This window comes from Dyadobacter sp. NIV53, assembly GCF_019711195.1.
In the GTDB taxonomy this organism is placed as follows: Bacteria; Bacteroidota; Bacteroidia; order Cytophagales; family Spirosomataceae; genus Dyadobacter.
Map to the genome: position 1 here is coordinate 1,611,409 of NZ_CP081299.1, position 25,330 is coordinate 1,636,738.

At 39.3% G+C, this 25,330-nt stretch carries 24 protein-coding genes; 7 read left to right on the plus strand and 17 right to left on the minus strand.

What is annotated here, in order from left to right; translation table 11 throughout:
- Nucleotides 1–8 precede the first annotated feature (8 nt).
- From KZC02_RS06455 to KZC02_RS06470, 4 genes are all read right to left on the minus strand, one after another.
- The gene (locus KZC02_RS06455) at nt 9–449 is read right to left on the minus strand and encodes a lasso peptide biosynthesis B2 protein (RefSeq protein WP_221393353.1); all 441 of its coding nucleotides are present in this window, start codon (nt 447–449) and stop codon (nt 9–11) included.
- 5 nt (nt 450–454) lie between these two features.
- On the minus strand, nt 455–721 hold the full coding sequence (locus tag KZC02_RS06460) for a PqqD family protein (protein ID WP_221393354.1): 267 nt from the start codon (nt 719–721) through the stop codon (nt 455–457).
- 72 nt (nt 722–793) lie between these two features.
- Complete coding sequence (locus tag KZC02_RS06465; RefSeq protein WP_221393355.1) at nt 794–2,332, minus strand: aldehyde dehydrogenase family protein; 1,539 nt, start codon at nt 2,330–2,332, stop codon at nt 794–796.
- 68 nt (nt 2,333–2,400) lie between these two features.
- Entirely contained in the window at nt 2,401–3,453 is a 1,053-nt protein-coding gene (locus KZC02_RS06470; RefSeq protein WP_221393356.1) for a saccharopine dehydrogenase C-terminal domain-containing protein, read from the minus strand.
- Between the two features lie 114 nt (nt 3,454–3,567).
- On the opposite strand from KZC02_RS06470, the gene KZC02_RS06475 reads away from it, so the two are divergent.
- Complete coding sequence (locus KZC02_RS06475) at nt 3,568–4,779, plus strand: NAD(P)/FAD-dependent oxidoreductase (protein WP_221393357.1); 1,212 nt, start codon at nt 3,568–3,570, stop codon at nt 4,777–4,779.
- A 123-nt stretch (nt 4,780–4,902) separates the two neighbouring features.
- On the opposite strand, the gene uvrC is transcribed toward KZC02_RS06475, so the two are convergent.
- The 5 genes from uvrC to KZC02_RS31535 all read right to left on the minus strand — a co-directional run bounded on the left by uvrC (nt 4,903) and on the right by KZC02_RS31535 (nt 12,495).
- Nucleotides 4,903–6,711 (minus strand): excinuclease ABC subunit UvrC, encoded by a 1,809-nt coding sequence (gene uvrC / locus KZC02_RS06480; RefSeq protein ID WP_221393358.1) that lies wholly within the window; start codon nt 6,709–6,711, stop codon nt 4,903–4,905.
- 87 nt (nt 6,712–6,798) lie between these two features.
- Complete coding sequence (locus KZC02_RS06485; RefSeq protein WP_229254030.1) at nt 6,799–7,935, minus strand: glycerate kinase; 1,137 nt, start codon at nt 7,933–7,935, stop codon at nt 6,799–6,801.
- Between the two features lie 3 nt (nt 7,936–7,938).
- Nucleotides 7,939–10,233: a penicillin-binding protein 1A gene (locus KZC02_RS06490; RefSeq protein WP_221393359.1), complete on the minus strand. Its 2,295-nt coding sequence runs from the start codon at nt 10,231–10,233 to the stop codon at nt 7,939–7,941.
- A gap of 46 nt (nt 10,234–10,279) precedes the next feature.
- Complete coding sequence (locus KZC02_RS31530; protein WP_229254031.1) at nt 10,280–11,128, minus strand: tol-pal system YbgF family protein; 849 nt, start codon at nt 11,126–11,128, stop codon at nt 10,280–10,282.
- A gap of 65 nt (nt 11,129–11,193) precedes the next feature.
- On the minus strand, nt 11,194–12,495 hold the full coding sequence (locus tag KZC02_RS31535) for a lipopolysaccharide assembly protein LapB (protein WP_229254032.1): 1,302 nt from the start codon (nt 12,493–12,495) through the stop codon (nt 11,194–11,196).
- Between the two features lie 133 nt (nt 12,496–12,628).
- Between KZC02_RS31535 and KZC02_RS06500 the strand changes: the two genes are divergently transcribed.
- The 6 genes from KZC02_RS06500 to atpH all read left to right on the plus strand — a co-directional run bounded on the left by KZC02_RS06500 (nt 12,629) and on the right by atpH (nt 15,966).
- Nucleotides 12,629–12,889 (plus strand): AtpZ/AtpI family protein, encoded by a 261-nt coding sequence (locus KZC02_RS06500; RefSeq protein ID WP_221393360.1) that lies wholly within the window; start codon nt 12,629–12,631, stop codon nt 12,887–12,889.
- 13 nt (nt 12,890–12,902) lie between these two features.
- Complete coding sequence (locus tag KZC02_RS06505; protein WP_221393361.1) at nt 12,903–13,262, plus strand: hypothetical protein; 360 nt, start codon at nt 12,903–12,905, stop codon at nt 13,260–13,262.
- A 23-nt stretch (nt 13,263–13,285) separates the two neighbouring features.
- A complete protein-coding gene (gene atpB / locus KZC02_RS06510) occupies nt 13,286–14,380 on the plus strand; it encodes a F0F1 ATP synthase subunit A (RefSeq protein WP_221393362.1) in 1,095 nt (364 codons plus the stop codon).
- A 45-nt stretch (nt 14,381–14,425) separates the two neighbouring features.
- Entirely contained in the window at nt 14,426–14,689 is a 264-nt protein-coding gene (gene atpE, locus KZC02_RS06515) for an ATP synthase F0 subunit C (protein ID WP_304488625.1), read from the plus strand.
- Between the two features lie 173 nt (nt 14,690–14,862).
- Nucleotides 14,863–15,357, plus strand: coding sequence for a F0F1 ATP synthase subunit B (gene atpF, locus KZC02_RS06520; protein WP_229254033.1), 495 nt, complete (start codon nt 14,863–14,865; stop codon nt 15,355–15,357).
- Nucleotides 15,358–15,429: 72 nt separating this feature from the next.
- On the plus strand, nt 15,430–15,966 hold the full coding sequence (gene atpH / locus KZC02_RS06525; RefSeq protein WP_221393363.1) for an ATP synthase F1 subunit delta: 537 nt from the start codon (nt 15,430–15,432) through the stop codon (nt 15,964–15,966).
- 80 nt (nt 15,967–16,046) lie between these two features.
- On the opposite strand, the gene KZC02_RS06530 is transcribed toward atpH, so the two are convergent.
- The 8 genes from KZC02_RS06530 to KZC02_RS06565 form a co-directional block, all read right to left on the minus strand.
- Nucleotides 16,047–16,934: a sugar phosphate isomerase/epimerase gene (locus KZC02_RS06530; protein WP_221393364.1), complete on the minus strand. Its 888-nt coding sequence runs from the start codon at nt 16,932–16,934 to the stop codon at nt 16,047–16,049.
- 36 nt (nt 16,935–16,970) lie between these two features.
- The gene (locus KZC02_RS06535; RefSeq protein ID WP_221393365.1) at nt 16,971–18,653 is read right to left on the minus strand and encodes an alpha/beta hydrolase-fold protein; all 1,683 of its coding nucleotides are present in this window, start codon (nt 18,651–18,653) and stop codon (nt 16,971–16,973) included.
- 162 nt (nt 18,654–18,815) lie between these two features.
- Nucleotides 18,816–21,353, minus strand: a complete 2,538-nt coding sequence (locus KZC02_RS06540; protein WP_221393366.1) for an ATP-dependent Clp protease ATP-binding subunit — start codon at nt 21,351–21,353, stop codon at nt 18,816–18,818.
- A gap of 63 nt (nt 21,354–21,416) precedes the next feature.
- Nucleotides 21,417–22,076, minus strand: a complete 660-nt coding sequence (locus KZC02_RS06545) for a WbqC family protein (protein ID WP_229254034.1) — start codon at nt 22,074–22,076, stop codon at nt 21,417–21,419.
- Between the two features lie 101 nt (nt 22,077–22,177).
- The gene (locus tag KZC02_RS06550) at nt 22,178–22,804 is read right to left on the minus strand and encodes an L-threonylcarbamoyladenylate synthase (RefSeq protein WP_221393368.1); all 627 of its coding nucleotides are present in this window, start codon (nt 22,802–22,804) and stop codon (nt 22,178–22,180) included.
- A gap of 15 nt (nt 22,805–22,819) precedes the next feature.
- Nucleotides 22,820–23,764 carry a glycosyltransferase gene (locus KZC02_RS06555; protein ID WP_229254035.1) on the minus strand — a complete coding sequence of 315 codons (945 nt, stop codon included), beginning with the start codon at nt 23,762–23,764 and terminating at the stop codon, nt 22,820–22,822.
- A 200-nt stretch (nt 23,765–23,964) separates the two neighbouring features.
- The gene (locus tag KZC02_RS06560) at nt 23,965–24,879 is read right to left on the minus strand and encodes a YihY/virulence factor BrkB family protein (protein ID WP_221393369.1); all 915 of its coding nucleotides are present in this window, start codon (nt 24,877–24,879) and stop codon (nt 23,965–23,967) included.
- Nucleotides 24,880–24,894: 15 nt separating this feature from the next.
- Nucleotides 24,895–25,311, minus strand: coding sequence for a thioesterase family protein (locus KZC02_RS06565; RefSeq protein WP_221393370.1), 417 nt, complete (start codon nt 25,309–25,311; stop codon nt 24,895–24,897).
- Between the last annotated feature and the right edge of the window lie 19 nt (nt 25,312–25,330).

A 25,330-nucleotide genomic window follows, 5' to 3' on the forward strand; every position in this document is an offset into this window, starting at 1 on the left:
AATAGTAATTATTCCCAAACCCAAAGCCTCTGATAAGAAACAGATCCGGACCAATCGCCAATAATGACCGAACCATTTCTTTCTACCCAGGCATGGGCTTCGAAAGCTTTTGATGGATTAATTTCAACACCAATTTCCAAAGTCAACGATGGGAGTTTTCGGAGCAGATATTTTGCAGTCAATGCGCGAGGTAAACACAATAGACTGAAAGGTAAAAGATTAGCTGCCGTATCCACTGCCCAAACAGTCGTAGCTATTTTCTTTTGTGAAAGATCCTGAGTCGTAGCAGTTTTGCAAAACCAATGAAAAAACTTGCGAAAAGTAGAAAATGGCAATATAATCAGACTTACCTTAACAACAATTAAACACAAAGCCGCTTTCAGAAAAGTAATTTTTTCCTCTCCGGACAAATGACGCCATCGTGCTAAATATTTTTCGGTGTATCTCAAAGTAACTATTTTAAAACTTCCACAAGTTTTTCAGAAACCAGATCTTTCAGTAAAAGTTCAATGTCTGTTTTACAGGTTTCCTTATCAATGTTGTACTCCTCCATAACTGCATCACGAAGATTATCAATAGTCTGCGGGCCTTTTTCAAGTTCATCCCAAATAAACACGCCGACTTCATCAAGCCCGTAATAAGCACCCTTATTATGGTTTAAAATTACGGTTTCGCCAGCTACTTTTGATGCAATTTGTTCGGAACTGAGTTGGTATTTCATATTGTTAATAGTAATTGGAAGTTCTTAATTTGCGATGAATACCTGTTTGACTTACAAAGTTAAAAATAATAATCACTCTATCTCAAACTTTATACCTTGTGCAAGAGGTAAAACATCACCGTAATTAATGGTATTGGTTTGGCGTCTCATATAAGCTTTCCAAGCATCAGAACCCGATTCGCGCCCACCGCCGGTTTCCTTTTCACCACCGAATGCCCCTCCGATCTCAGCTCCGGAAGTTCCTATATTAACATTGGCAATACCGCAGTCGGACCCGGAAGACGATAGATATAATTCTGACTCTCTGATATTTAGGGTAAAAATTGCTGATGATAATCCCTGCGGCACATTATTTTGCATTTCGATCGCCTGCTCTAATGTTTCGTATCTGATCAAATAAAGTACAGGCGCGAAAGTTTCATGCTGTACAATATGATATTCATTGCTGACTTCCGCAATGCAAGGTGCAACATAACAACCTGATGCATATTCATCTCCATTTAATATTTGTGGTTCAATAAGAAATGTACCACCTTCTTCCTTTACTTTTTTCACCGAAGTTTCATATTGTTCCACCGCAAGTTGATCAATAAGCGGGCCTACATGATTATTTTCATCCAACGGATTTCCTATCCGTAGTTGTGCATACGCCTTTACCAATCGATTTTTTACCTCTTCATAAATATCTTCATGAACAATTAACCTTCTGGTAGAGGTACATCTCTGCCCGGCCGTACCGACAGCACCAAATACAATTCCGGGAATTGCAATATTTAAATCTGCAGAAGGTGTAACAATAATTGCGTTGTTTCCACCCAGTTCCAGCAAACTACGCCCTAACCTTCTTCCAACTGCCTCACCTACCAATCGTCCCATATGCGTACTCCCGGTTGCCGAAACCAACGGAACTCTTGTATCATGAGCTAACCACTCTCCTACTTCCCTGCCACCGGTCACAATACCTGAAATACCCTCGGGCACATTATTTCTTTTAAGAACAGCTTTTATAATGTTCTTACAGGCAATAGCAGTCAGTGGTGTTTTTTCGGATGGCTTCCATACACAAACGTCGCCGCAAACCCAGGCCAGCATAGCATTCCACGACCAAACGGCGACCGGAAAATTAAATGCTGAAATAATTCCTACAATTCCCAGTGGATGCCATTGTTCATACATACGATGCAGTGTACGCTCACTATGCATACTCAACCCATATAATTGCCGGGAGAGCCCTACTGCAAAATCACAAATGTCAATCATCTCCTGAACTTCGCCTAAGCCTTCCTGAAGGCTTTTCCCCATTTCATAACTTACCAGAGTACCCAATTCAGTTTTATTCTGACGGAGCTCCATTCCCATTTGCCTTACAATGTCACCACGTTTAGGCGCAGGAACCACCCTCCATTCTTTAAAAGCCTGTTGTGCGGATGTAATCACTCTGTCATAATCCGATCTTGACGTTGTATTTATTTCTGCTATTTTATTTCCATCAACCGGAGAAAACGACACTAATATTTCACTACTTCCATCCCAGCTTTCCAACCCTGTACTGACACCATTATTGATTGGTTTTATGCCAAGTGTATCAAGAACCTTCTGTATATCAAGCATTTTATATTGTTATAGCTTTTGAAATAAAATTTTTATTAAATCTGGCAAAGCAAATAATTAATTGAACATTAGTTAAAATATTTTCCATTTTCAGTTTTCAGGAAATCATCAAACGAAATATCTTCCTGTTTGATAAAACCACTGTTCAGCAAAGTACCGTTTGCAACCATTTCTACTATAGCTGCAATTGAGGCTGCCGTGGTCCAGGATATAGCACGCCAATGTTTGTCATCAATGGTTATGGGATGATATGCTCGGTAAAATTCCTCGCGTTCCAGGTGTGCTCCTTTCCAGCCTTCTACCACCGCATACACATATACTACATCCTGCTGTACAGGTGGTTTAGCTTCGGTCAGGATCTGCTCCAATAATTCCCTTTTCTCCTTGAGAATCAACTCATAAAGCATAAACCTCATCAGACTGCAATGACCCGGATAACGTATCGTTTTGTAATTAAGCGTGTCCAGCCTGCCTTCAAAAGTTTCACACATTGTACCTAGGCCTCCGGAAGTACTGAAAGCCTCAAATTCCTGGCCTTCAATATTAATCATTTCAATGCCTTCGAGAGACGGGACCATTTTCCTGGCACCATTATGAATTACTTCTGCGTCGTTAATATACTCATTTACAACCCCTGCCGGAGACCATGTAAAAGAATATCCCATCAGGCCATTAGGATATCTTGGCAACGCACCAACGCGCAACTCAATATCTCTTAATTTGGTAAATCGTTTGGAAAGATCGCTGCCAACAATTCCAATGAATCCGGGAGCAAGGCCACATTGTGGTGCCATAACACCTTTGCTATCTTTTGCCATTTCCCGAATGGCTGTGGTAGTTGCAACATCTTCTGTCAGGTCAAAATAATGAATCCCTGCCTCATATGCCTTTCGTGCAATAGGCAGATTCAAATTATATGGCATACATGACACAACTGCATCGTAACCGGTAAGAATTTCATCCAAAAATGCAGGCAGGCCAATATCTCCTATTACAACCGGGAAAGGCAGGGGAATGTATGAAACCATTTTATCAACTCCGGTCACTGAAAATCTTTTATTTAATAGTGTTCCTACTAAAGAACCAACTTTTCCTAAGCCAATCACCAGAATCTTTTGCATAGTGTTTTTACATGAATAATTTAAAATATTTCAAGCATTGATGAAAGATAAGAAAGGAATGAGCACTTTTTAAAACTTCCTATTCATTTTTGTATTCTTTTCTAATTTATATCTATGCGTATTGTTATTATTGGAGGCGGAGCTTCGGGTTTTATGGCAGCTATCACAGCCGCAGAAACTTTTCCTGATGCAAGTATCATTATTCTGGAAAAAAATAAAACTGTCCTTAACAAGGTTAGGATATCTGGTGGAGGTCGATGCAACGTCACACATAAACCTTCAGAGCTTCGATTTTTTATTAAAAATTATCCCCGCGGAGAAAAATTGCTTAGAAAACTGCTTCATCATTTTGATTCGCAGGCAACGGTAAACTGGTTTGAAAAACGCGGTGTAAGCTTAAAAACAGAAGCAGACGGAAGAATGTTTCCAATTTCTGACTCTTCCCATACCATCATTGAGTGCATGTTAAAAGCAGCCAAAAAACTAAATATTACGATCAGGACCAGTACAGGGGTAAAGTCTTTTACTAATCAAAAAGATAATATTTTTAACATATTTCTGGAAAATGACGAGATTTTACATGCAGATAAATTATTAATTGCAACGGGAGGTTATCCCAAATTAAGCAGTTTTGAATGGATCAGCAAGCATGATATAATTACTCCATTTCCATCTTTATTTACCTTTAATACACCTGACAATTATTTACTTCCGTTGGCAGGCGTTTCGGTACAGGATGCTGTTGTTAAAATTAATAGCACCAAATATGACTGGCGTGGGCCGGTACTCATTACACATTGGGGATTTAGCGGGCCGGCCGTATTAAAACTTTCAGCCTGGGGCGCGCGCGATCTGGCTGAAAAAGATTACCGGTTTAGTTGTAAAATCAACTGGGTGCCGGATTTGAATGATCAGCAGGTAAGAGAATTTCTAATTGGGGAAAAAACAAAAACACCTAAACAATTAATCACTTCCCATGCACGCTTTGGAATTCCTGCAAGATTGTGGAAAGCTTTTGCAGAACAGGCAGAAGTTACCGACGGATTAATCTGGTCCGAAGCTTCACACAAAGTATTAAACCGAATGACCGACCTTCTGACAAACAGCCAGTTTAACGTAAATGGTAAAACTACATTTAAGGAAGAATTTGTAACCTGTGGCGGTATATCACTTTCAGAGGTCAACCCTGAAACACTTGAAAGCCTTAAAATTCCAGGATTATTTTTTGCCGGAGAAGTATTGGACGTAGATGGAATCACCGGTGGTTTTAACTTTCAAAATGCATGGACAACTGGTTATGTAGCAGGAAAGGAAATTGGCAAATAACATGCAAAATAAAGTTTCATCAAAACTCTTTCATCTGACGGCTTTGGTGGTATTGCACCTAAAATAAAACAGAATAGAGAAACCGCTCTGGATATATCAATTTCAGGATTTTCGGACTGAATTTTAGTTCGCCATGGTATCAAAATATGCCCTGACTTTTTTGGCCCTGTCGATCCCGATCAGTTCTGTCAGGTTTTCAATTGTACTTTCCCTTATCGCACGCACCGAGCCGAAATGTTTTAAAAGCTTGGTTGCTGTAATTTTACCAATGCTTTCAACACCTTCCAGTTCACTTACCAGACTGCCTTTACTTCGTTTATCTCTGTGGAAAGTAATTGCAAAACGGTGAGCCTCATCTCTGATCTGCTGAATTAGTTTAAGGGATTCCGATTTTTTGTCAATATACAACGGTAAAGAATCCTCTGGAAAATAGATTTCTTCCAACCTCTTGGCAATACCAATAATGGGAACTTGTCCATATAATCCCAGATTTTTTAGTGCATCACAGGCTGCACTCAACTGGCCTTTCCCTCCATCGACTACAATCAGATCCGGAAGTGGCTGCTCTTCGGCAATCAAACGTAAATATCTTCTTCCGACCACTTCATTCATCGAAGCAAAGTCATTCGGGCCAATCACTGTTTTGATATTAAAATGCCTGTAATCCTTTTTCGAAGGTTTGCCTTCTTTAAAACAAACCATTGCAGCCACCGGATTGGTACCCTGAATATTTGAGTTATCAAAACATTCGATATGCCTTGGTAAAGATTTTAGCTGTAAATCTGTTTTCAACCGAATCAAAATCCGGTCTTTTTTCGATGTTGTTGCAGATTCTTCCACTGCTCTGCGTTCTGCCTTTTCACGCCTGAAATACATGACATTTTTCATTGACATGTCCAGTAACTTCTTTTTGTCTCCAATTTGCGGGACAATTACTTCCAGTTTTAGTTCCAGGTCAGGTTTTAAGTTAGAAATTAGTTCTTTTGCCTCAGCGCCATATTTTGTCCGCATCTCAACTATCATCATAGCCAGCAGGTCAACATCGCTTTCATCCAGTTTCTTTTTGATTTCGACCGTCTGCGTGGCTACCATATAACCTTCTGTTATTTTCATAAAATTCAGGTATGCAGCTTCCTCATCCGATACAATGGTAAGCACATCCACATTACCGATTTTTGGATTAATAACTGTCGCCTTGCTCTGAAAGCTGGAAAGATGTTCAATTTTCGTTTTCCAGGAATGTGCGTGTTCAAAAGCCATCTGCTCCGCCGCTTCCAGCATTTTCTCCTTAAAATATTGCTGCGGCAAAGACAGGTTACCTTTTAGCATATTGTGAACCTGATCAATTTCAACATTGTAATCTTCTTTCGATTGCAAACCTTCGCAAGGCCCTTTGCAATTACCAATATGATATTCCAGGCAGACTTTAAATTTGCCAGCTTCTATATTGGTTTTATTCAGCGGTAACTGACAAGACCTGATCGTATATAATGATTTAAACAAATCCAATAATGTATGCATAGATCGCAGATTCGCAAAGGGTCCGTAAAATGTTCCTTTTTTTCGATCCAGGTTCCGGGTTACATAAACACGTGGAAAAGGCTCGTCCGTAACACAAATGAAAGGATAGGTTTTATCGTCTTTAAGTAAAATATTAAACTTCGGCTGAAGTTGTTTTATAAGCTGGTTTTCCAGTAACAAAGCATCCCACTCACTATGAACAATGGTGTATTCAATCCGCCGGATCTGGCTCACAAGCCGTTTGGTTTTACGGTCGTGCTGATTGGATTTCAGAAAATAGCTTGAAACCCTGTTTCTTAAACTTTTGGCTTTTCCAACATAAATTACCTCACCGGTTTCATCAAAATACCGATAAACACCCGGGTCAAATGGAATTTTTGAGAGTTCTTCTTTATAATTAAATTCTGGCATTGATTTATTTCAGAAAGCGGAGCAACAGGCTATCGCATTTGGAGTTTAGAATTTCAGAAATTGGTATACCAAAAAAGGAAATCCTTTTTACTTATTACAAAAAAACAACCGTACCAGGTTAAAAGTTGCGTCCTTCACCAGAGTATAAGCATTGTTTTGAGCACTATCCAGATCCATGGGTCGGTTAAGTACAGAAACAGCATAAGTAATGCCAGCGGATCTCGTTTCTTCAGGAGTAATCATTAGCGTACCACAAACTACAGCCAAAGGAATATCATAACTCCCGCAAAGATCTGCCAGTCCTTTTACCACCTTGCCGCTTAAAGTTTGCTCATCTACTTTTCCTTCACCGGTTATTACCAGAGCTGAATCCTGAATGTGCTGGGCAATATTGGTTTGTTCCATTACAATGCCAACGCCTTCTTTCAGTTCTGCATTTAAAAACCACAAACATCCTGCTCCAAGCCCACCAGCAGCGCCTGCACCCGGAACGTCACTAACATCTTTGCCAAATGCTTTTTTAGCCACTTTTGTCAGATTTTGCAAACCCCGATCAAGCTCTTTAACCATGTCCGGGTCTGCTCCTTTTTGTGGCCCATAAATATGGGCGGCTCCATTCAGGCCAAACAATGGGTTAGTTACATCACAGGCTACAGTAATTGATACGGATAGAAGACGGGTATCTGCATTTTGATAATCTATGCTGTTTATTTTACTTAAACTCTCACCAATTGGAATAAGTATTTTACCATTTTCATCCAAAAAATGATAACCCAAAGCAGCCGCCATACCTATTCCGCCATCGGTAGTAGCACTGCCTCCAATACCTAAAATAATTTTTCCGACACCTTTTTCAATTGCATCCAGAATGAGCTGGCCCGTGCCAAAAGTGTTGGTTAATCTTGGATTGTATTCATGAGCAGAAAGTAATTTCAGACCCGAGGCAGAAGCCATTTCAATAAATGCAGTTTTCCCGTCGCCTGACAAGCCGTAGGAAGCATTCATCAATCGCCCCAATGGATCATGCACTTCAGCAGATATGTATTTCCCACCAGACTTATCAGTCAGTATTTTTGTAGTTCCTTCCCCTCCGTCCGCCAACGGGATAGCAATTATCCTTGCATCAGGATAAGCGAAGAGAATACCTTCCTCTACTGCATGGCAAACCTCAGCAGCTTCCAGTGAGCCTCGAAATTTGTCGGGAGCAATCAGTATCTGCATCATGTATTAGAATAACACACCTTCGTCATTCGAGCGGGAAGGTGGTATGTAAGTATCAGTACTATCCGTCGCCACTCCTCCGCAATCAAGAACATAATTGTCGGGCTTTATAAAAGGTCCTTTACGATAATCTGTCAGAGTCTGGTCATTGTAGACCTTTTGCATGAAAAGGCCCCAGGCAGGCATTGCCATTCTGCCACCTTGCCCCAGTTCAATGGTACGAAAGTGAATACTTCTGTCTTCACCGCCTACCCATATACCTGTTACAAGATTTTGAGTCATACCCATAAACCAGCCATCGGAATAATTTGATGTTGTACCGGTTTTGGCTGCTATTTCATTTCCTTCCGTTACGCCATATTGTTTCAGCCTTGCCGCCGTTCCTCCCGGATCTTCCACTGCTCCACGCATCAGGTACAGCATATTGTATGCCATATTTTCACTTAATTCCTGGTTTTGTTTCTGATAAAATTCCTGTAAAATATTACCATAACGATCTTCAATCCGTAAAACTGTCATGGGATCGGTCCGATGTCCTCCATTGGCAAAAGAACAATAAGCACTCACCATTTCGTAAACAGATACATCACTGATTCCAAGACAAAGCGAAGGTTTTTCTTCAAGTTTACTGGTTATGCCAAGTTTATGGGCATACTCCACAACTGTTTTAGGACGCACCATTTTCATAATGTAAGCGCTCACAGTATTTACTGACTTACCAAGTGCCTGTCTCAATGATAAAGATTGATACGAATATTTGTTATTGGAGTTATGCGGAGACCAGGCTGGCGCACCATTTTCTGCTGGGAAATAAACAGGCGCATCCGTCACATGATCACATGGTGTCAAAAAACTTTTATCCAAACCCGATACATAAACAAAAGGCTTAAAAGTAGAACCCGGCTGGCGTTTGCCTTGCTTTACATGGTCATATTTTAAATACTTAAAGTCAATACCGCCAACCCATGCTTTTATATGGCCATTTCTTGGATCCATTGACATCATTCCGGACCTCAGCAGGCGCTTATAATACTTAATGGAATCGACAGGGCTCATGGTAATAACCTTTTCCCCTTCCCATGAAAATACTTTCATTTTTACAGGTTTCCGCATTATTTCCCAAGCTTTTTTCTCACCAAGGTCATTTTTAAGCGAAACAAAATGCGGAGACATTCTTACTGCCCGGTCAACAAAACCTGGAATTTCTTTACCATGTGCATCAATCCACGGATTGCGGCCTTTCCAGTGTGCATCAAAGAGCTTTTGCTGCTGTTTCATGTGATCGTGCAAAGACTGCTCTTCGTATTGCTGCATACGTGAGTCGATGGTGGTATAAATCTTTAAACCACTGGTATAAAGATCCAGATTTTCGTCATGCTCTTCGTTATATAATTTAACCCAACTTTTCAGATAATTACGCATGGATTCCCTGAAATACGGCGCCAATCCTGTATTATGACTATCAACTGTGAAATTGAGGCCAAGTGGTTTTGCTCTGTACAATTCCAGTTTATCCGCAGGGATATAATCGTATTTAGCCATCTGCGATAATACGGTATTCCTTCTATTGAGTGTATTGGTTGGAAAACGCAACGGATTATAAAGGGTCGGATTCTGAAGCATTCCTACAAGGAGTGCCGCTTCATTTACATTCAAATCCCAGGCAGCTTTATTGAAATATGTTTTTGCGGCGACTTTTATCCCATAAGTATTATTACCAAAAGAAACCGTATTGAGATACATTTGCAGGATCTCCTGTTTGGTATACTTTCGTTCCAGCGTAATAGCCAGAATCCATTCTTTGGTTTTAGAAATAACTGTACGTACTAAAGGGATATATCCAAGCACACCTCGGAATTTTTCAGAACGGGTCTGAAATAGATTTTTTGCAACCTGCTGCGTTAGTGTACTACCACCACCTGAGCTTGCATTACCGGAAACTATACCTTTTACTACACGGAGTAAACTTCTTGGGTCAATACCTGAGTGATTTACAAAACGGGCGTCTTCCGTTGCTAGTAAAGCCTCCAACAGGTTAGGCGAAATCTGTCCTATTTCAATAGGGGTACGGTTTTCGAAAAAATATTTCCCCAAAGATTTCCCATCTTCTGAAATGAGTTCTGAGGCTTCCTCACTTTTAGGATTTTCCAGTGTTTTTAAATCCGGCATTCCACCGAATAACCAAAAAAAGTTTAGACTTACTGCAACAATATACAATATAACCAGACCAATACCGATGCCCACATATCTCCATAAACGAACGATGCTGCGACGGTATTTTCCGGGTTGTAATTCAATCATATTTGGAATTATTTATTAATAAACTGTCAAAGATACAAAAACCAAACTATCTCTTTTCCACGGAAAGAGCACTTAGTTCTTTCATTTCTTTTAACCGGGGAAGGTATTCACTTGAAGGATATAGTTGAATAAATTCATTAATTGCTTGTGAATAAGCCTCTTTACCTCTTACTTTTCCAATCAGGAAAACGCGAAGCAGAGCAAATTTGTCTTCCATTACACCTCCTTTATATGAAGGCAGATTTGCCTCAATTTCTTCAAGGGCTTTTTCATAATTCCCGTCTACATACAACTGATAAGTACTTTCGTATTCCTTTACCGGATTTCCTGTACCAGATGCATTACCGTCCTTGTCTGATCTTTTGCTGATTAGCCTTGCATAGGTTGAGTTTGGGAATTCAGTGAGTAACTTATCCTTCCAGGCAGTTCTGTTATTATCATCATCGGCAAGGGTCAGATAAATGAGATAGTATATTTCATCTTTATGCTGAGTTTTTGGAAAATCGGCAAGAACACGGTTAAAAGTAACAATGGCCTTATCCTGTTCTTTTAGATCAAAACGATATATTTTTCCTAATTTAAAAAGTGCCTCTTCTTTGTTTCTCTGGGATTCTGCAAATTTTTCATCGGTTAAAGGAACATCTTTTTTCAATGCTTCATGCAATTCCAGCCATTTTGCACTACCCTTTGTCATTACGGAATCAACCGAAGCCGTAACCGATGCAGAATCAACAACGGCAGCAGGGTTACCGGAAACAATTGTTCGGGTTTGTTTCCCTGATCTCCGCCAATCATCTTCCAATACCCGGTTACCCCAGATTCTTCGAAATTCCACTTTTCCGGAATTAATCAATGCAGGATCGTATAGCTCCAATCTTCTGTCTGAACTATTCATTGCCGGAGTCAGGGAATTAGGCACCACATTATTTACCGTGCTGGCAGAAGCTAATGCTGCATCGGCTAGCTTTTTTCTTCGGCTAACCTTACCTTTTCTCTTGCATCAATGATTGCATCAATTTTGTTATCCAAAGCTACCGGATTCATTTGTGCTAATTTCTGAAGGCTGTCCTCCGTTGTAACAATTGTGAATTCAGTCACGAAACTATCCAAGGCTCTTTTGCGGTCAGAAACCAGTTTATATTCAGGAGCTTCCTGTGGAAGTATTGCCAGTGCACTATCATAATAAGCTTTAGATAATTCGAATTTCTCTAATGATTCGTAATTTATCCTGGCAAGCTGAAGATAGGTGTACGCTTTCTGTGTTGCATTATTTCCTGTAGAAGCAGCGACGGATTTCTGAAGATAATCAATGGCTTCGGGAAGCTGTTTCCTGTGTTCGGCCAACAGACCCATTGTAAAGTAAATCCGGTCCCTAAGATCGGTATTTTTACGGTCACTGAGCATGTTATGGAATCCCACAGTCGACAAGTTCGTTCCCGGCTCTAATATGATCCTGTTTTGGAGCGAATTCATTGAGGAATAAAAACCCATATCATAATTCGGGCGGTTTTTCATTACACTTTTGTAGTGTTTGTTGGCCAGTGCATATTGTCCGAGACGATCATACATCTGGGCAGCGGCAAAATGGATTTTGGCAGTTTCAGTTGATTTTTTCAACAAAGGAAAAGATTCTTCCAATATAGCCAGAGATGTAAGGTACTCTCCGTTCTGCTGATGCAGATAAGCTTTGGTCAGATAAAAATCCTTTATGGTAGATTTGGAAAGTGGTTGCTGGCTTAGATATTCGGCAACTCCAAGTGCATTTGAAAAATCTTTTTTTATAATGTAGGCTTTCATCAATACGATTAACGCATTGTTTTTATCATTTTCATCACGTCCGTTGGCAAACACATAACGCAATGCTTCCAAGCCATCGGCCCATTGTCCAAGGTATAATCTTGATTTCCCCAGAATAATATAACTATTGTCGATCCAACGGCTGTTCTGATGTTTTTCTGCAACAATGGAAGCTTTTTTAATTGCTCCTTCCAGCTGTGCTTTTGCGGGCAAAGCAAGTACTGAGTCAATAGGAAATAAAATAGGTAATAGTTGGTTGTAATCGTCCTTATAGGCTTTTTTCATCGCCATTTCAGCTTCAAACAAATCCTGATCAGCCATAAAATAAGCATTGTACCTGGCTGAAAAGTTGTGAAAACCTATCGCGCCAGACTTAGTACTATATTGGGAGCAGGCGGCCAACATCAGTACTACCAGTATGCAAAGTGCGGTTCTATGAATAATGGACACTAAAATGTCTATCACAAATGATTACTTTAGGGATGATTTAATATCTTTTCCGGGCAAATCTAAAACGGTATTTTCAATAATTACGTATCGAAGATAACGCCAATTACAAAATTAGGGTCAATTTTGTCTTAAAATTAAAACAAATCCAATGGAAGAGAATAAAAAGGATGTATCCAAAGAGGCCTTTTCAGTCTCTTCTGACAAAAAATCGTCTGGTTTTCTCAGATATTCGGGCATGGCAACCCAAATGTTGGGAACCATTCTTGTTTTTACCTACGCTGGCTATAAACTGGATGAATGGCAGCAAAATAAAATCCCTGTCTGGACCCTGGTTTTATCGCTGACTTCAATTGCCGCCTCACTGTATTTACTGATCAGAGGTATCACCAAAACCGGTAACCGGAAATAAAAATTACGCATTTATGTTACGAAGCACTCTGGCGACTTTACTCTTGGGAATTGTACTATTCCTTGCCCAACGATTTCATATCGATTCATTGGTCCACACAAATATCTGGTATATCCTTGCTTTTTTCTTTGGCCTCTCTTTTTTCATACATCGCCTCATGGACATCGGATTACGCAACAATCGTGAAAAATTCGTAACCTATTACATGGCAACTATTGTCGGCAGGATAATACTGAGCCTGATTTTCATTGCAATCTTCCTGTATAAGGGTCTTACTGATCCGTTTATATTTATTGTGAACTTTTTTGCACTCTATTTATTTTACACTTGCTTTGAAATATATGGTTTGTATTGTAACTTGCGCCGCGATTGACAAAGCATAGTATACAACCATTTATGTATAAGCATTTTAGATTTTTATTATCCATTGCCCTAACTGCGGCAACCTGCTTTTTTTCAGTTCCGGTAAGCGCTCAGGAACACGAACAACACGATTCTAAAAAAGTTGTTGACGATATTAACCAGGCAGAACATAAAATTGAACATAATCTGGAAGAGTCAGAGGAAAAGTTCAACATTGGGCAGATGATTATGCACCACATCGCTGATTCTCATGAATGGGAATTCAGTCATGGCGTAGTTCTTCCTCTTCCTGTTATCTTGTATTCTGCTGACAGAGGTATTGAGGTTTTTTCTTCTGCCAATTTTCATAACGAGCATCATGAATATAATGGATATCATTTAATTCACGGTGATTCGGAAACTATTGTTCCGGTTGATGAATCTCGTTCCGTTTACGATTTCTCAATAACCAAAAATGTAGCCTCCATGCTTCTGAGTGCGGTTATTCTGATTTTAGTGTTTACAAGTATAGGAAGAGCGTACCAAAACAATAAAGGAAAAGCACCAAAAGGATTTCAGTCTGCTATGGAAGTGATTATCCTGTTCATCAGGGACGATGTTGTTAAACCCAACGTTGGGCCTAAATATGAAAAATACCTTCCTTATTTGCTGACTTTGTTCTTCTTTATCTTGATCAATAATATCCTTGGCCTTTTGCCGGGATCAGCCAACCTGACCGGAAACATCGCTGTAACGATGACACTTGCGGTGCTAACTTTTATTGTAGTACACCTGAACGCAAACGGGCATTATTACAAACACCTTGTAAGGCCAACTGGTGTTCCTTTGCCTTTGCTTATTATTATGATCCCAGTCGAAATTGTTGGTGTGTTCATGAAACCATTTTCTCTTATGGTACGGTTATTCGCCAACATGACAGCAGGCCACATTATTTTGCTAAGTCTATTTGGACTTATCTTTATATTCCAAAGTTTTGCTATTGCCCCTGTTATCTCCCTGTTTGCCTTGTTTCTGAATTTTATTGAAATTATGGTAGCCTTTATTCAGGCGTTTATCTTTACACTTTTGTCTTCTATGTATATTGGAAGTGCAATTGAAGATAATCATCACGCAGATCACGGACATTGATTTGAATCTCTTTTTTATTAATTATATTTTAAAACAAACACAATTATGTTGCTTCAAATGTTGCTTCAGGCTATAGAACAAAGTGGTGCAGGTTTAGCTGTTTTCGGTGCTGCAATCGGTGCAGGTCTTGCTGCTATTGGCGCAGGTCTTGGTATTGGTAGAATTGGTGGTAGTGCTGTTGAAGGTATTGCACGTCAGCCAGAAGCTGCTGGTGCTATCCAGACTGCAATGCTTATCATCGCTGCTCTTATCGAAGCGGTTGCATTGTTCGCGGCGGTTATCTGTCTGCTTATTTCTTTCAAGCTTTAGTAAAGCATTACGCAGGACTTCAACGTCTAAACTTCTTTTGCATTAGGCATGGAAGACGCGAAAAAAATCATGTGGGAGCAATAGGCTTCCACATATTTTTAATAACAAAAGAGACAAACTAATATTTAAGACAATTTCTGTCTGAATTTTTCAACTAAAACTCATCTAATATTATGTCATTGCTTACTCCTAACCCAGGTCTGATTTTCTGGATGCTGGTGGTATTTTTGCTGGTTGTTTTCATACTGGCCAAATTCGCATGGAAGCCAATCATCAATGGTTTGAAAGAACGCGAAAATGAGATCCAGGGCGCACTTGATCTTGCAGAAAGAACAAAGGCAGAAATGATCCAGTTAAAATCTGACAATGAAAAACTGATCGTTGAAGCAAATGCTATCAGAGACCGGATTTTGCGTGATGCCAAAGATGCTGCTGACCGTACAATTGCCGAGTCAAAAGAAAAAGCTGTGATAGAGGCACAGAAAGTAATAGACAGCGCACGTGAAACGATCCGTACTGAGCAGCAATTAGCAGTTTCTAAAATACGTCAGGAAGTAGCAACATTGTCGTTGGAAATAGCTGAAAAAGTTTTACATCGTGAATTAGAGAACAAAGATGCACAGGTAAAATTAATCGCTGACCTTGCTTCTTCTGCCAGCTTGAACTAATTCATTAAGCTGTTACTAACGTTCTCTTTTTTAACCGGTAACCAACCGGATAATCATTCAAAATTAATTAATATGTCTGTAGGTATAGTTGCATCCAGATACGCCAAATCACTTATTGACCTTGCCAAAGAAAAAAACGTTTTGGAGGTTGTAATTGAGGACATGAAATTATTTAAAGATACTGCTGATAAAAATCGTGGCTTAATGCTGGCACTTAAAAGCCCGGTAGTGCGACACGAAAAGAAACTGAATATTCTTAAAGCACTTTTTCAGGATCGGGTGGATCCGGTATCTTATTCCATATTTACAATTATTACCAAAAAGAACCGGGAATCAATACTGGACGCTATTGCTGACGAATTCATCAAGCAATACAACGAATACAAGGGAATTCTTAAGGCAACCGTAATAACGACAACCCCACTCACTGAAGAGCTTCGGAAACAATTTAACAATATTGTTGCAACAGCCACTGGCAAACGTATCGAACTGGAAGAGAAGATTGATCCTAAACTTATAGGTGGATACATCCTTCGCGTGAATGACCGTCAGATTGACGCTTCATTACGTAGCAGGCTGAATGAGCTAAAGCTTCAACTTGTTAATTAAAATTTTTTATCTGTATAAACAGAAAGACCCGGTTGCTATGCGCCCGGGTCTTCTTTTATATTTGGGTTAGCGTTTCACCACTAAACTTTCATTGTAACCAGATTTTTATAGCTGGTAGTAATTGCTTCAAAAACGGGCTCTTTAGTCATATCCTGTTCTACAAAAAAGTGCGTCATTCCTGCCAGTTTTCTTGCAGCAAAGATTTTTGAAAAATCAACGGAACCTGTTCCTACCGCAGCAAATGATTTATCACTTTTATCCATATCCTTCACATGCCATAATGGGAATCTGCCCGGATATTTTTTAAACAAATCAACAGGATCCAATCCGGCTTTTGCAATCCAGTACAGATCCAGTTCGAGCTTAACAAGTTTTGAATCTGTTTTACCTGCTATATAATCGTAACCTATCTCTCCATCCAGTTTTTCGAATTCAAAATCGTGGTTATGGTAGGCAAACTGCAATCCGGCTTTCTTCGCAACTTCTCCTGACTTGTTGAAAAGATCAACATATTTTTTGTAGTCTTCTATGGACTTCCTTTCGTTTGGAGTCAGGTAAGCACAGACAACATATTTCTGGCCAATTTCAGCAGCGTCAGCTACGGCTCTTTCCCAATCATTACTCAAAGTACCTTTTGCATCAGCTTTTTCTACACCGGCTCCATAATGTCCGCTTACTGCACTAAGACCGAATGATTTTAGTAAAGCCTTAAATTCTTTGGGCGTTTTTCCGAAGAACTTTCCATCGGAATAACCAAAGGTCTCCACTTCTTTATAACCAATTTCCGATACCTTCTTTAATGTTCCTTCTAAATCGGTAGTTAACTCTTTTCTTAAAGTATAGAGCTGTAACCCAATTTTAGAAGGTGACTGCATCTCCAGGTTCAATTTGGACAACATTGGTGTTGCCAGCGCAAAAGCACTTGCTTTGATGAATGATTTCCGGGAAATCTTTACGTTAAAATCCATTGAAATAAAATAAAAGGTAAAAAATAGTTGAAATCTTTATTTAACAATAGTAATGACTCCTGAACCGTTGAGCGTATTTTTCAAACTATCCGGCAGTTGCCAGGAAGAAGTAAAATGACCCTCTGCAACCGGAGTTTTGGATGACCCCTTAAAAAAAAGTAAATCCTTATATTCTGAAAGTTTCCTATGCGTAACAGGTACAAATGGAAAACCCTCATCTGCTACGCCAGTCCACCACGGCAATCCTGAACTCACTGCAAAATAATGCTGATCAACCGGAAATACATAAAACAAACCATATTCTTTTGCTGTTGGATTTAAATGCAAAGGGAGCTTATCAGCATGCATGGCAATGATCGAATTCGTCTCTTTCGTACCAAAAAGAATAAAATTAGAACTCTCAGTATCACTTTTTCTTACTTCTTTGTCCGACATCACGCGTGGAAAGAACATAACACGTCCTAAAAAGGGCCCACGATTGTATGACCAATCAGCTGCCTGATTAGCAATATCCATCCTTTTTTTCAACTCTTCTGCTGAAGGATTATCTTGTGTACCGTAGACATATACATGCCTGCTGGAAAATGCATCATAAATTGGCCCCTCAGCACCTTTCATCTTATATAGTGTGCTTTGATTTTTCTCTTTACCAATAGCCCATACATGATTGTTTCTGACAAAAGAAATAGTGCTGTCACTTTTTGATTTCAATGCAACTCCGTCAATGTTTACCAGTAATTCTGCACCCGGCTTAAATTTCGGATGTCCAGTGAGATTTAAAGTAATACCTTCCAGATTTTTCGTGGTAACAAGCAATGTATTCTCTTTCTGAAACTTAGCATCAATTTCAGCCACGGTTCCCTGAGTAATTTTATCAAACGTTACCCAGAATGCTTTATTATATTTATACAGCTTACTAACAAACCGTACCTGATCAGGATATGGATTCCGGATTGCCGGACCAAACCATTCAAAAATATATTCGTTATCATAAGCATTTACCCAACTGTCATGTTTTACGTCAGCAAATTCTTTATAAAAAACCTCTACGCCAATATCCTGCAAATGTGAGACCCATTTTCGTGTACCTTCAACAGGAACAACAGGATCAGCATCTCCATGAAAAAAATGCACTGGAAAATTAAGTGCATTCACAGCAAGATCCATAGTACCAGCCGGTGGTGCGGCGCAAACAGGTGCAATAGCAGCCCAGATATCCGGACGCGTAAGCCCGATCCAGAGTGTACCTCCGCCTCCCATAGATAAACCAGTAAGATAAATCCTGTTCTCATCTACATTAAATCGCTTTTTCACGTCATCCAGCACATCATAAACATCTTTTTCCGGTATTCCCTGATAACCCGCGGTTCCACGTGCATATGGCGATGCAACAATGTAATCAACGCCATCCCATTTGGGAAAATAACGCGATGCTTCCACATCAGTTTCACCCTCTGCATTACTTTTGCCAAATACACGGCGCAATTCAAGTCTGTGGTTGGAACCTGCTCCATGCAGCATCATTACCAAAGGATATTTTTTTGCCGGATCGTAATTTTCAGGAAGGTATAAACCGTAAGGTTGCTCTGTATCATCTGCGTCCGAAAAAAAAGTAAGTACCTGAGGACCGGAAGAAAGTTTCTGCGCATTAGAGTTTTTAGGAACTATAAGAAGGCTAAGATTAAGCAAAATAATGAATTGCAGAAGTCCGTTTTTCATTTGTTATATAAGAATTTTCAAGGGCTAAATATAAACTAATTCATAACGTTTATTTGCTTAAATATGTATCCATTTTAAAATACATATTCCAGGTTCATTAAAATGAAAAGAGGAACGGATCTGATGATCCATTCCTCTTCAATTATATTATACAAGGGTAGCTTAGTTCGCTACCTCTTCTTGTTTTTTGCGAACAACAATTGTCAGCTCTTCCGTGTTTTCTTCATGATTTGCTACCAAAACATCCCCCTCACGTAAATCACCTTTAAGTATTTCCTCAGCAACCGGATCTTCAAGATATTTCTGAATCGCGCGGTTAAGCGGACGTGCTCCGTATTGAGGATCATATCCTTTTTCTGATAAGAAATCTTTGGCTGCCACGGTTAGTTCTATTTCGTAACCAAGGCCTTTCACTCTGTTAAATAATTTCCCAAGAGAAATATCAATAATTTTGTGCAGGTCTTCTCTTTGTAACGAGTTGAAAACGATTACATCATCCAGACGATTCAGGAATTCCGGTGAAAATGCCTTACGAAGCGCACTTTGAATCGTGCCTTTCATGATATCATCCAGATTTTCAGATTTAGCTTTGGTAGAAAAACCTATTCCAGCCCCAAAATCTTTCAGGTCACGTGCCCCGATATTGGAAGTCATGATAATGATCGTATTTCTAAAATCAACTCTGCGGCCTAATCCGTCAGTTAATATACCATCATCCAGAACCTGAAGCAGAATATTAAAGACATCCGGATGAGCTTTTTCAATTTCATCCAACAATACCACACTATAAGGTTTGCGACGGATTTTTTCAGTTAACTGACCACCTTCTTCGTAACCAACATATCCCGGAGGCGCTCCAACCAAACGAGATACACTGAATTTCTCCATGTACTCGCTCATATCGATACGAACCAGCGAATCATCTTTATCAAACAGGTAAGTTGCCAGTACTTTTGCAAGCTCGGTTTTACCAACTCCGGTTGGGCCAAGGAAGATAAACGATCCAATTGGTTTTTTGGGATCTTTCAATCCAACCCTTGTACGTTGGATCGCTTTCACCAGTTTCTCAATCGGAGGATTCTGGCCAATTACTTTGGCTTTCAGTTCATCAGCCATATTAAGTAACTTTCTGCCTTCGTCCATTGAAACATTTGTAACAGGAATTCCTGTCATCATCGCAACAACCTCTGCTACATTATGCTCAGTTACCGTATAACGTTTTTGTTTGGTTTCTTCTTCCCAAGCCAGTTTAGCTCTATCAAGCTGATCTATTAATTTCTTTTCACGATCCCTCAATTGCGCAGCCTCTTCATACTTCTGGCTTTTAACAACACGGTTCTTTTCCTGTTTGATATTTTCAATCTGCTCTTCAAGAACCAGAATATCCTCAGGAACCGTAATATTGCTGATATGAACGCGAGCACCCACTTCATCCATTACATCAATTGCCTTGTCAGGAAGGAATCTGTCGGTGATATAACGTTCAGATAATTTTACGGCCGTTGTGATTGACTCAGGAGTATAATTAACATGGTGATGTTCCTCATACTTATCTTTGATATTTTCCAGGATCTGAATGGTTTCTTCGATAGAAGTAGCATCCACCATTACCATTTGAAAACGACGAGCCAGGGCCCCGTCCTTTTCTATATACTGACGATACTCGTCCAATGTAGTAGCGCCAATACACTGAATTTCACCGCGTGAAAGGGCAGGTTTAAACATATTGGAAGCATCAAGCGAGCCAGACGCGCCACCTGCACCAACAATAGTATGAAGCTCATCTATAAAAAGAATTACGTCCGGAGATTTTTCAAGCTCGTTCATGACAGCCTTCATACGTTCCTCAAATTGTCCGCGGTATTTTGTACCAGCAACCAGTGAGGCCAGGTCCAGAGTAACAACGCGTTTTCCAAAAAGGACGCGGGAAACTTTTTTCTGGATAATCCTAAGTGCGAGGCCTTCCGCAATTGCAGTTTTACCTACACCAGGTTCACCAATCAGGATTGGATTATTCTTTTTACGTCGGCTTAATATCTGTGCTACACGCTCAATTTCTTTTTCACGGCCCACAATTGGGTCGAGCTTACCAACTTCTGCCATTTTCGTTAAATCACGGCCGAAATTATCTAAAACCGGAGTACGGGATTTTTCCGCTCCTTTTGATTCTTTTCCTGAAGCTGATCCACCTCCTCCAAACATTCCACCTCTTGCCTCGTCGTCTCCGTCTTCGGTTTCCGGTCCCATATGGGGCCTCGAACCAGATGATTGATATTCTAACATTTCTTTAATGACTTCGTAATTAACGTTAAACTTATGTAAGATTTGGGTACCTACATTGTCCAAATCACGTAAAATTGACAAAAGTAAATGTTCAGTGCCTATCAAAGGGCTCTTGAAAATTTTAGCTTCCAGATAAGTAATTTTCAAAACTTTTTCTGACTGTCGGGTCAATGGAATATTCTGCAGGTTTTTTACATTATTCGTAGCAGCACCCTTAGTTGCCTGCTCTATTGTCTGTCGGACATCATCAAGGGAAACACCAAGTTTTTTCAATAAACCAATTGCAACTCCATCGCCTTCACGTATCATTCCTAGTAATAAGTGTTCGGCACCGATATAATCGTGACCTAACCGTAGCGCTTCTTCCCGGCTAAGAGAGATTACTTCCTTCACTCTATTCGAAAATTTTGCTTCCATTTGTAGCAATAAAAAGTGTTTTAATATTTTAAACGCTACTTGAACAATCTTTGTTCAAAAGCCTCATTGTCTCTTGCAGGAACTTAACAAAACACTTCTTGCTTCGGGCCCCATATTAAAGATTAAATCAACAATACTCAAATTACTCACAAAATCATTCCCGAAGGTTTGATAATACGGTATTGTCTGATAATAATTATAAATATTTGTATTTTTTTTATTATTTATAATAGAAATAGCGTTAATTACCTTGTTTTGAGACATTTCGGAGCCTGACAAATTGTACACAACCTCTTTCTTTACACCCACCAATCTAAGACAAATTGTCAATAAATCATAATTAAGGTCAATAAGAAAATCATATTTTTTTTGAAAAACCGCAATCAGCTCCGGAGCGTAATATTCATAAAAGGGGGATTTCCCATAAGCTGACTGGAAGCAACCCAAATGACGCCTGATCCAGTCCTGGCTGTAATCAATTTTCACATCTTTTGTTAATGTATCCACTCCTCCGGTCTTAACCGGAACTGTTAACGTATCAATTTTATTTGCTGTGAGTACTTTGCACCTGTTCCTGTAAGTTTGCTTTATATATTTCTCTTCAACATCAATCCACACTCGGTCAAAATCAAGAATGCACGTGAAATATTCAAGACAGGGAAGGTATTGTAATTCTAAGCGTACTTCTTTAAAAACGGGTTCTGTAACAGATATTTCCGGCACTATCAAATATGAGAAAGGGTTACGATATTATCAAAAAAATAATAATAAATATTTTGCATGAACTATATTATTCAATATTAACTTAGCTGAGTGCAATTTATTTACAAGAAGAGGAAAGTATCACCAAGTCCTTCACGTACTACTTCAAAATCATCACCATCTGCCCTGATAATCGTCGAACCGATGTTCCCTCCGTAACCTCCGTCAATGATCATGTCAACCTGATGCTGGAATTTTTCAAATATCAATTCAGGATCGGTTGAATACTCCATTATTTCATCATCATCCTTTATAGAAGTAGTAACGATAGGATTACCTAATTCTTTTACTATCAGTCTGGGAATTAAATTATCCGGTACCCGTATACCTACTGTCTTCTTATTTGTGTTTAACAATTTGGGAACATTACCGGTTGCATCCAGAATAAATGTATAAGGTCCAGGCAGTACTTTTTTCATCAATTTAAATGCTGAATTGCCCACTTTTGCAAAATCTGCAATATGGCTCAGATCATAGCAAATAAATGAAAAATCGTTTTTTTGGGGTTTAATACCTTTTATTCTTGCAATTTTCTCTACTGCTCTTGTATTATAAATATCACAACCAAGACCATATACGGTATCTGTTGGATAAATCACTAAACCTCCGTTACGAAGGCAATCTACAACCTGCCGGATTCGTCTTTCGTCAGGATTTTCAGGGTAAATTCGAATAAATTCAGCGGGCATGATAAGAAATTAGCTTTATACAGTAACAGTTTTTAAAGTTAAATCCTTCCTGCCAGTAAAAAAATTTTGCAAACGAATGTAGATCCTGTAAATAACATTGACCGGAATTCTTAGATAACACAGCAAAATAATAGTTTGTGTTTCCCATCCGGGATTCTCAATATAATTAAGCAGCTTCTTAAATTCAATCGCTAATTCAAATTCCTGTGCATAAAAACATTTTCGTATAAATGTACGGATTCTGGCTGCCAATAGATCAAACTCTTCCTGATCGCGATTCAGATCATAAGCTTTGTTACATACAGTATAATAGGAAGCCAGTATACCACTTCCCTTTTTATAAACCTGGGTACCCAACGACCCAGGCGTCTTTCTCTTATAAGTTAAAATTTCGTCCTGGTAAAAATATTTAAACTGAACGGAAGAACGTACCCAAAAATCAAAGTCCTCAAATTTCAAAGATTCATCGTATCCGCCCATTAGATGAAGGATTTCAGTCCGCATGATCATCGTTGGCGTACAGATAAAATATTTTTCCAAAACATTTTTATAAACATCACCGGAAGGAACACTTTCTACTGCTTTACCATTTTCATCGACCTGATAATGAAAATTTAGTTTTTCTCCATTCTGATCAATATAACGCGCATTAGAAAAAACTACGGCATAATCGTTAGCCAACAATTCGAAGGCCTGAACCTGCTTTTCAATCCGTTCCGGCAACAGAACATCATCTCCCGAAAGATCAATAATATATTTCCCCTTTGCTAAGGCTAATCCCTGGTTAAAAGCAGCGCAAATCCCTTTGTTGAAAGAATTCCTGATCAGGGTAAAATCCGTTGAAGTTGTTTTTTTGTTCTCAATTAACGCAAGTGTATTATCTGAGCTGGCGTTATCAACTACAATAAGCTGTATATGGTTATAGCTTTGTGATAGCACTGAATTAAGTGCTTCAGCCACATATTTCTGATGATTGTAAGCAGTCAGAACTACTTGTTACCAATGGTTTTTCAATATTTTCCATTATTCCGGTACATCCCATTTGATATATTCCACAGACACCTTTCTTAAACGCTAAGTATCAGTGAAAGTCACAAATTTCGCCAATTAAACAGCGGCTGTGAAGGGATTGTTATTATTCGGTATAACAGCGGAATATGTCATTTAGAAATGCGCCTTTTTGCCCTTTCAATACTCGCATTAATTTCAAAGCCGAGGATAATCAGTAATGCAAGTAAATAATACCAAATCATCAGTGCGATCATGGTTCCGATTGAGCCATATAATTTATTGTAGGAACTGAATCTGGATAAATAGAAAGAAAAACCGTAAGTGGCTGTTAAAATAAGTATTGAAGCGACAATAGAACCGGGATTAATGAAAGCATAACGTGTACCGCGTGTGGGAGCGAACCTGTAAACGAGAGATATTACCAGCATTAATGACCCGAAACTAATCAGATAACGCGTCATATTTAACAGGACAATGACCCAGTTATCCCGTATAATATGCCATTCGCTTAAAATGTGCATGGCAGCATCACCTACGATCAGCAGTACAACGGAAAGGCATAATACAAGGATCAGCATGAGGGTAAGAATGATAGCAATTCCTCTGGTTTTTAAAAATCCACGCGTTTCCTTATCCTCAAAAACCATGTCAAAAGAATGCATGAGCGACATCATTCCGTTGGTAGATGCGATCATGGCAAAAATAAAACCGAACGACAAAACCCCTTTCCTTGGCCTGCTCAGAATGTCCATGATCGTTTGATCAGCATCTTCGTAGATTCCTCTTGGCATCACTTCCTTTAACAACATCATGATCTGTTTGTCCAGGTTCATAATTGGAATATATGGGATGAGCGTAAATAAGAAAATAATCGCTGGGAAAGATGCCAGCGTCAAATTATAAGCCACAGCAGAAGCCCGCTGATCAATATCATATTTACGGTTGCTTTGAACAAGATTGGCTAATATATCATACAATGATGCTGTTCCGCGAAATAGCATTGTGCGTTGTAACCATATGATCAGTCGCTTGATTTGATAATTTTGCAGCAGTCTGTCCAGCATAACGTTTCTGATAATTTATTCAGAATCAAAATACGGTTTTAACTTGTCAATAAGTGTACCTGGTGCAACACAAAGCTTTCCATTATCCCGTCTCTGAAAAACCAAGGTCGTCTCTCCTGTATTCAATAAAGCGTTTTCCTGGTTTCTTATTTCATAATGAAAAATTACACGGACGCCTGGGAGCTCTTTTAACGTAACTTTCACGCTTAACAGATCATCGTAACGGGCTGGTTTTAAGTATTTAGACCGGTTTTCATAAACTGGCATCATCACACCTTCATCTTCCATAACTTTGTAGTGGAAGTCCAGACTACGTAACGCCTCTACCCTTCCTATTTCATAATAGCGTGCATAATTGCCATAATATACATATCCCATTTGATCGGTGTCCGCATATCGCACCCGTATTCCTTTTACTTCGTAAGTAAACATTATTTTTAAAACAGGAAGT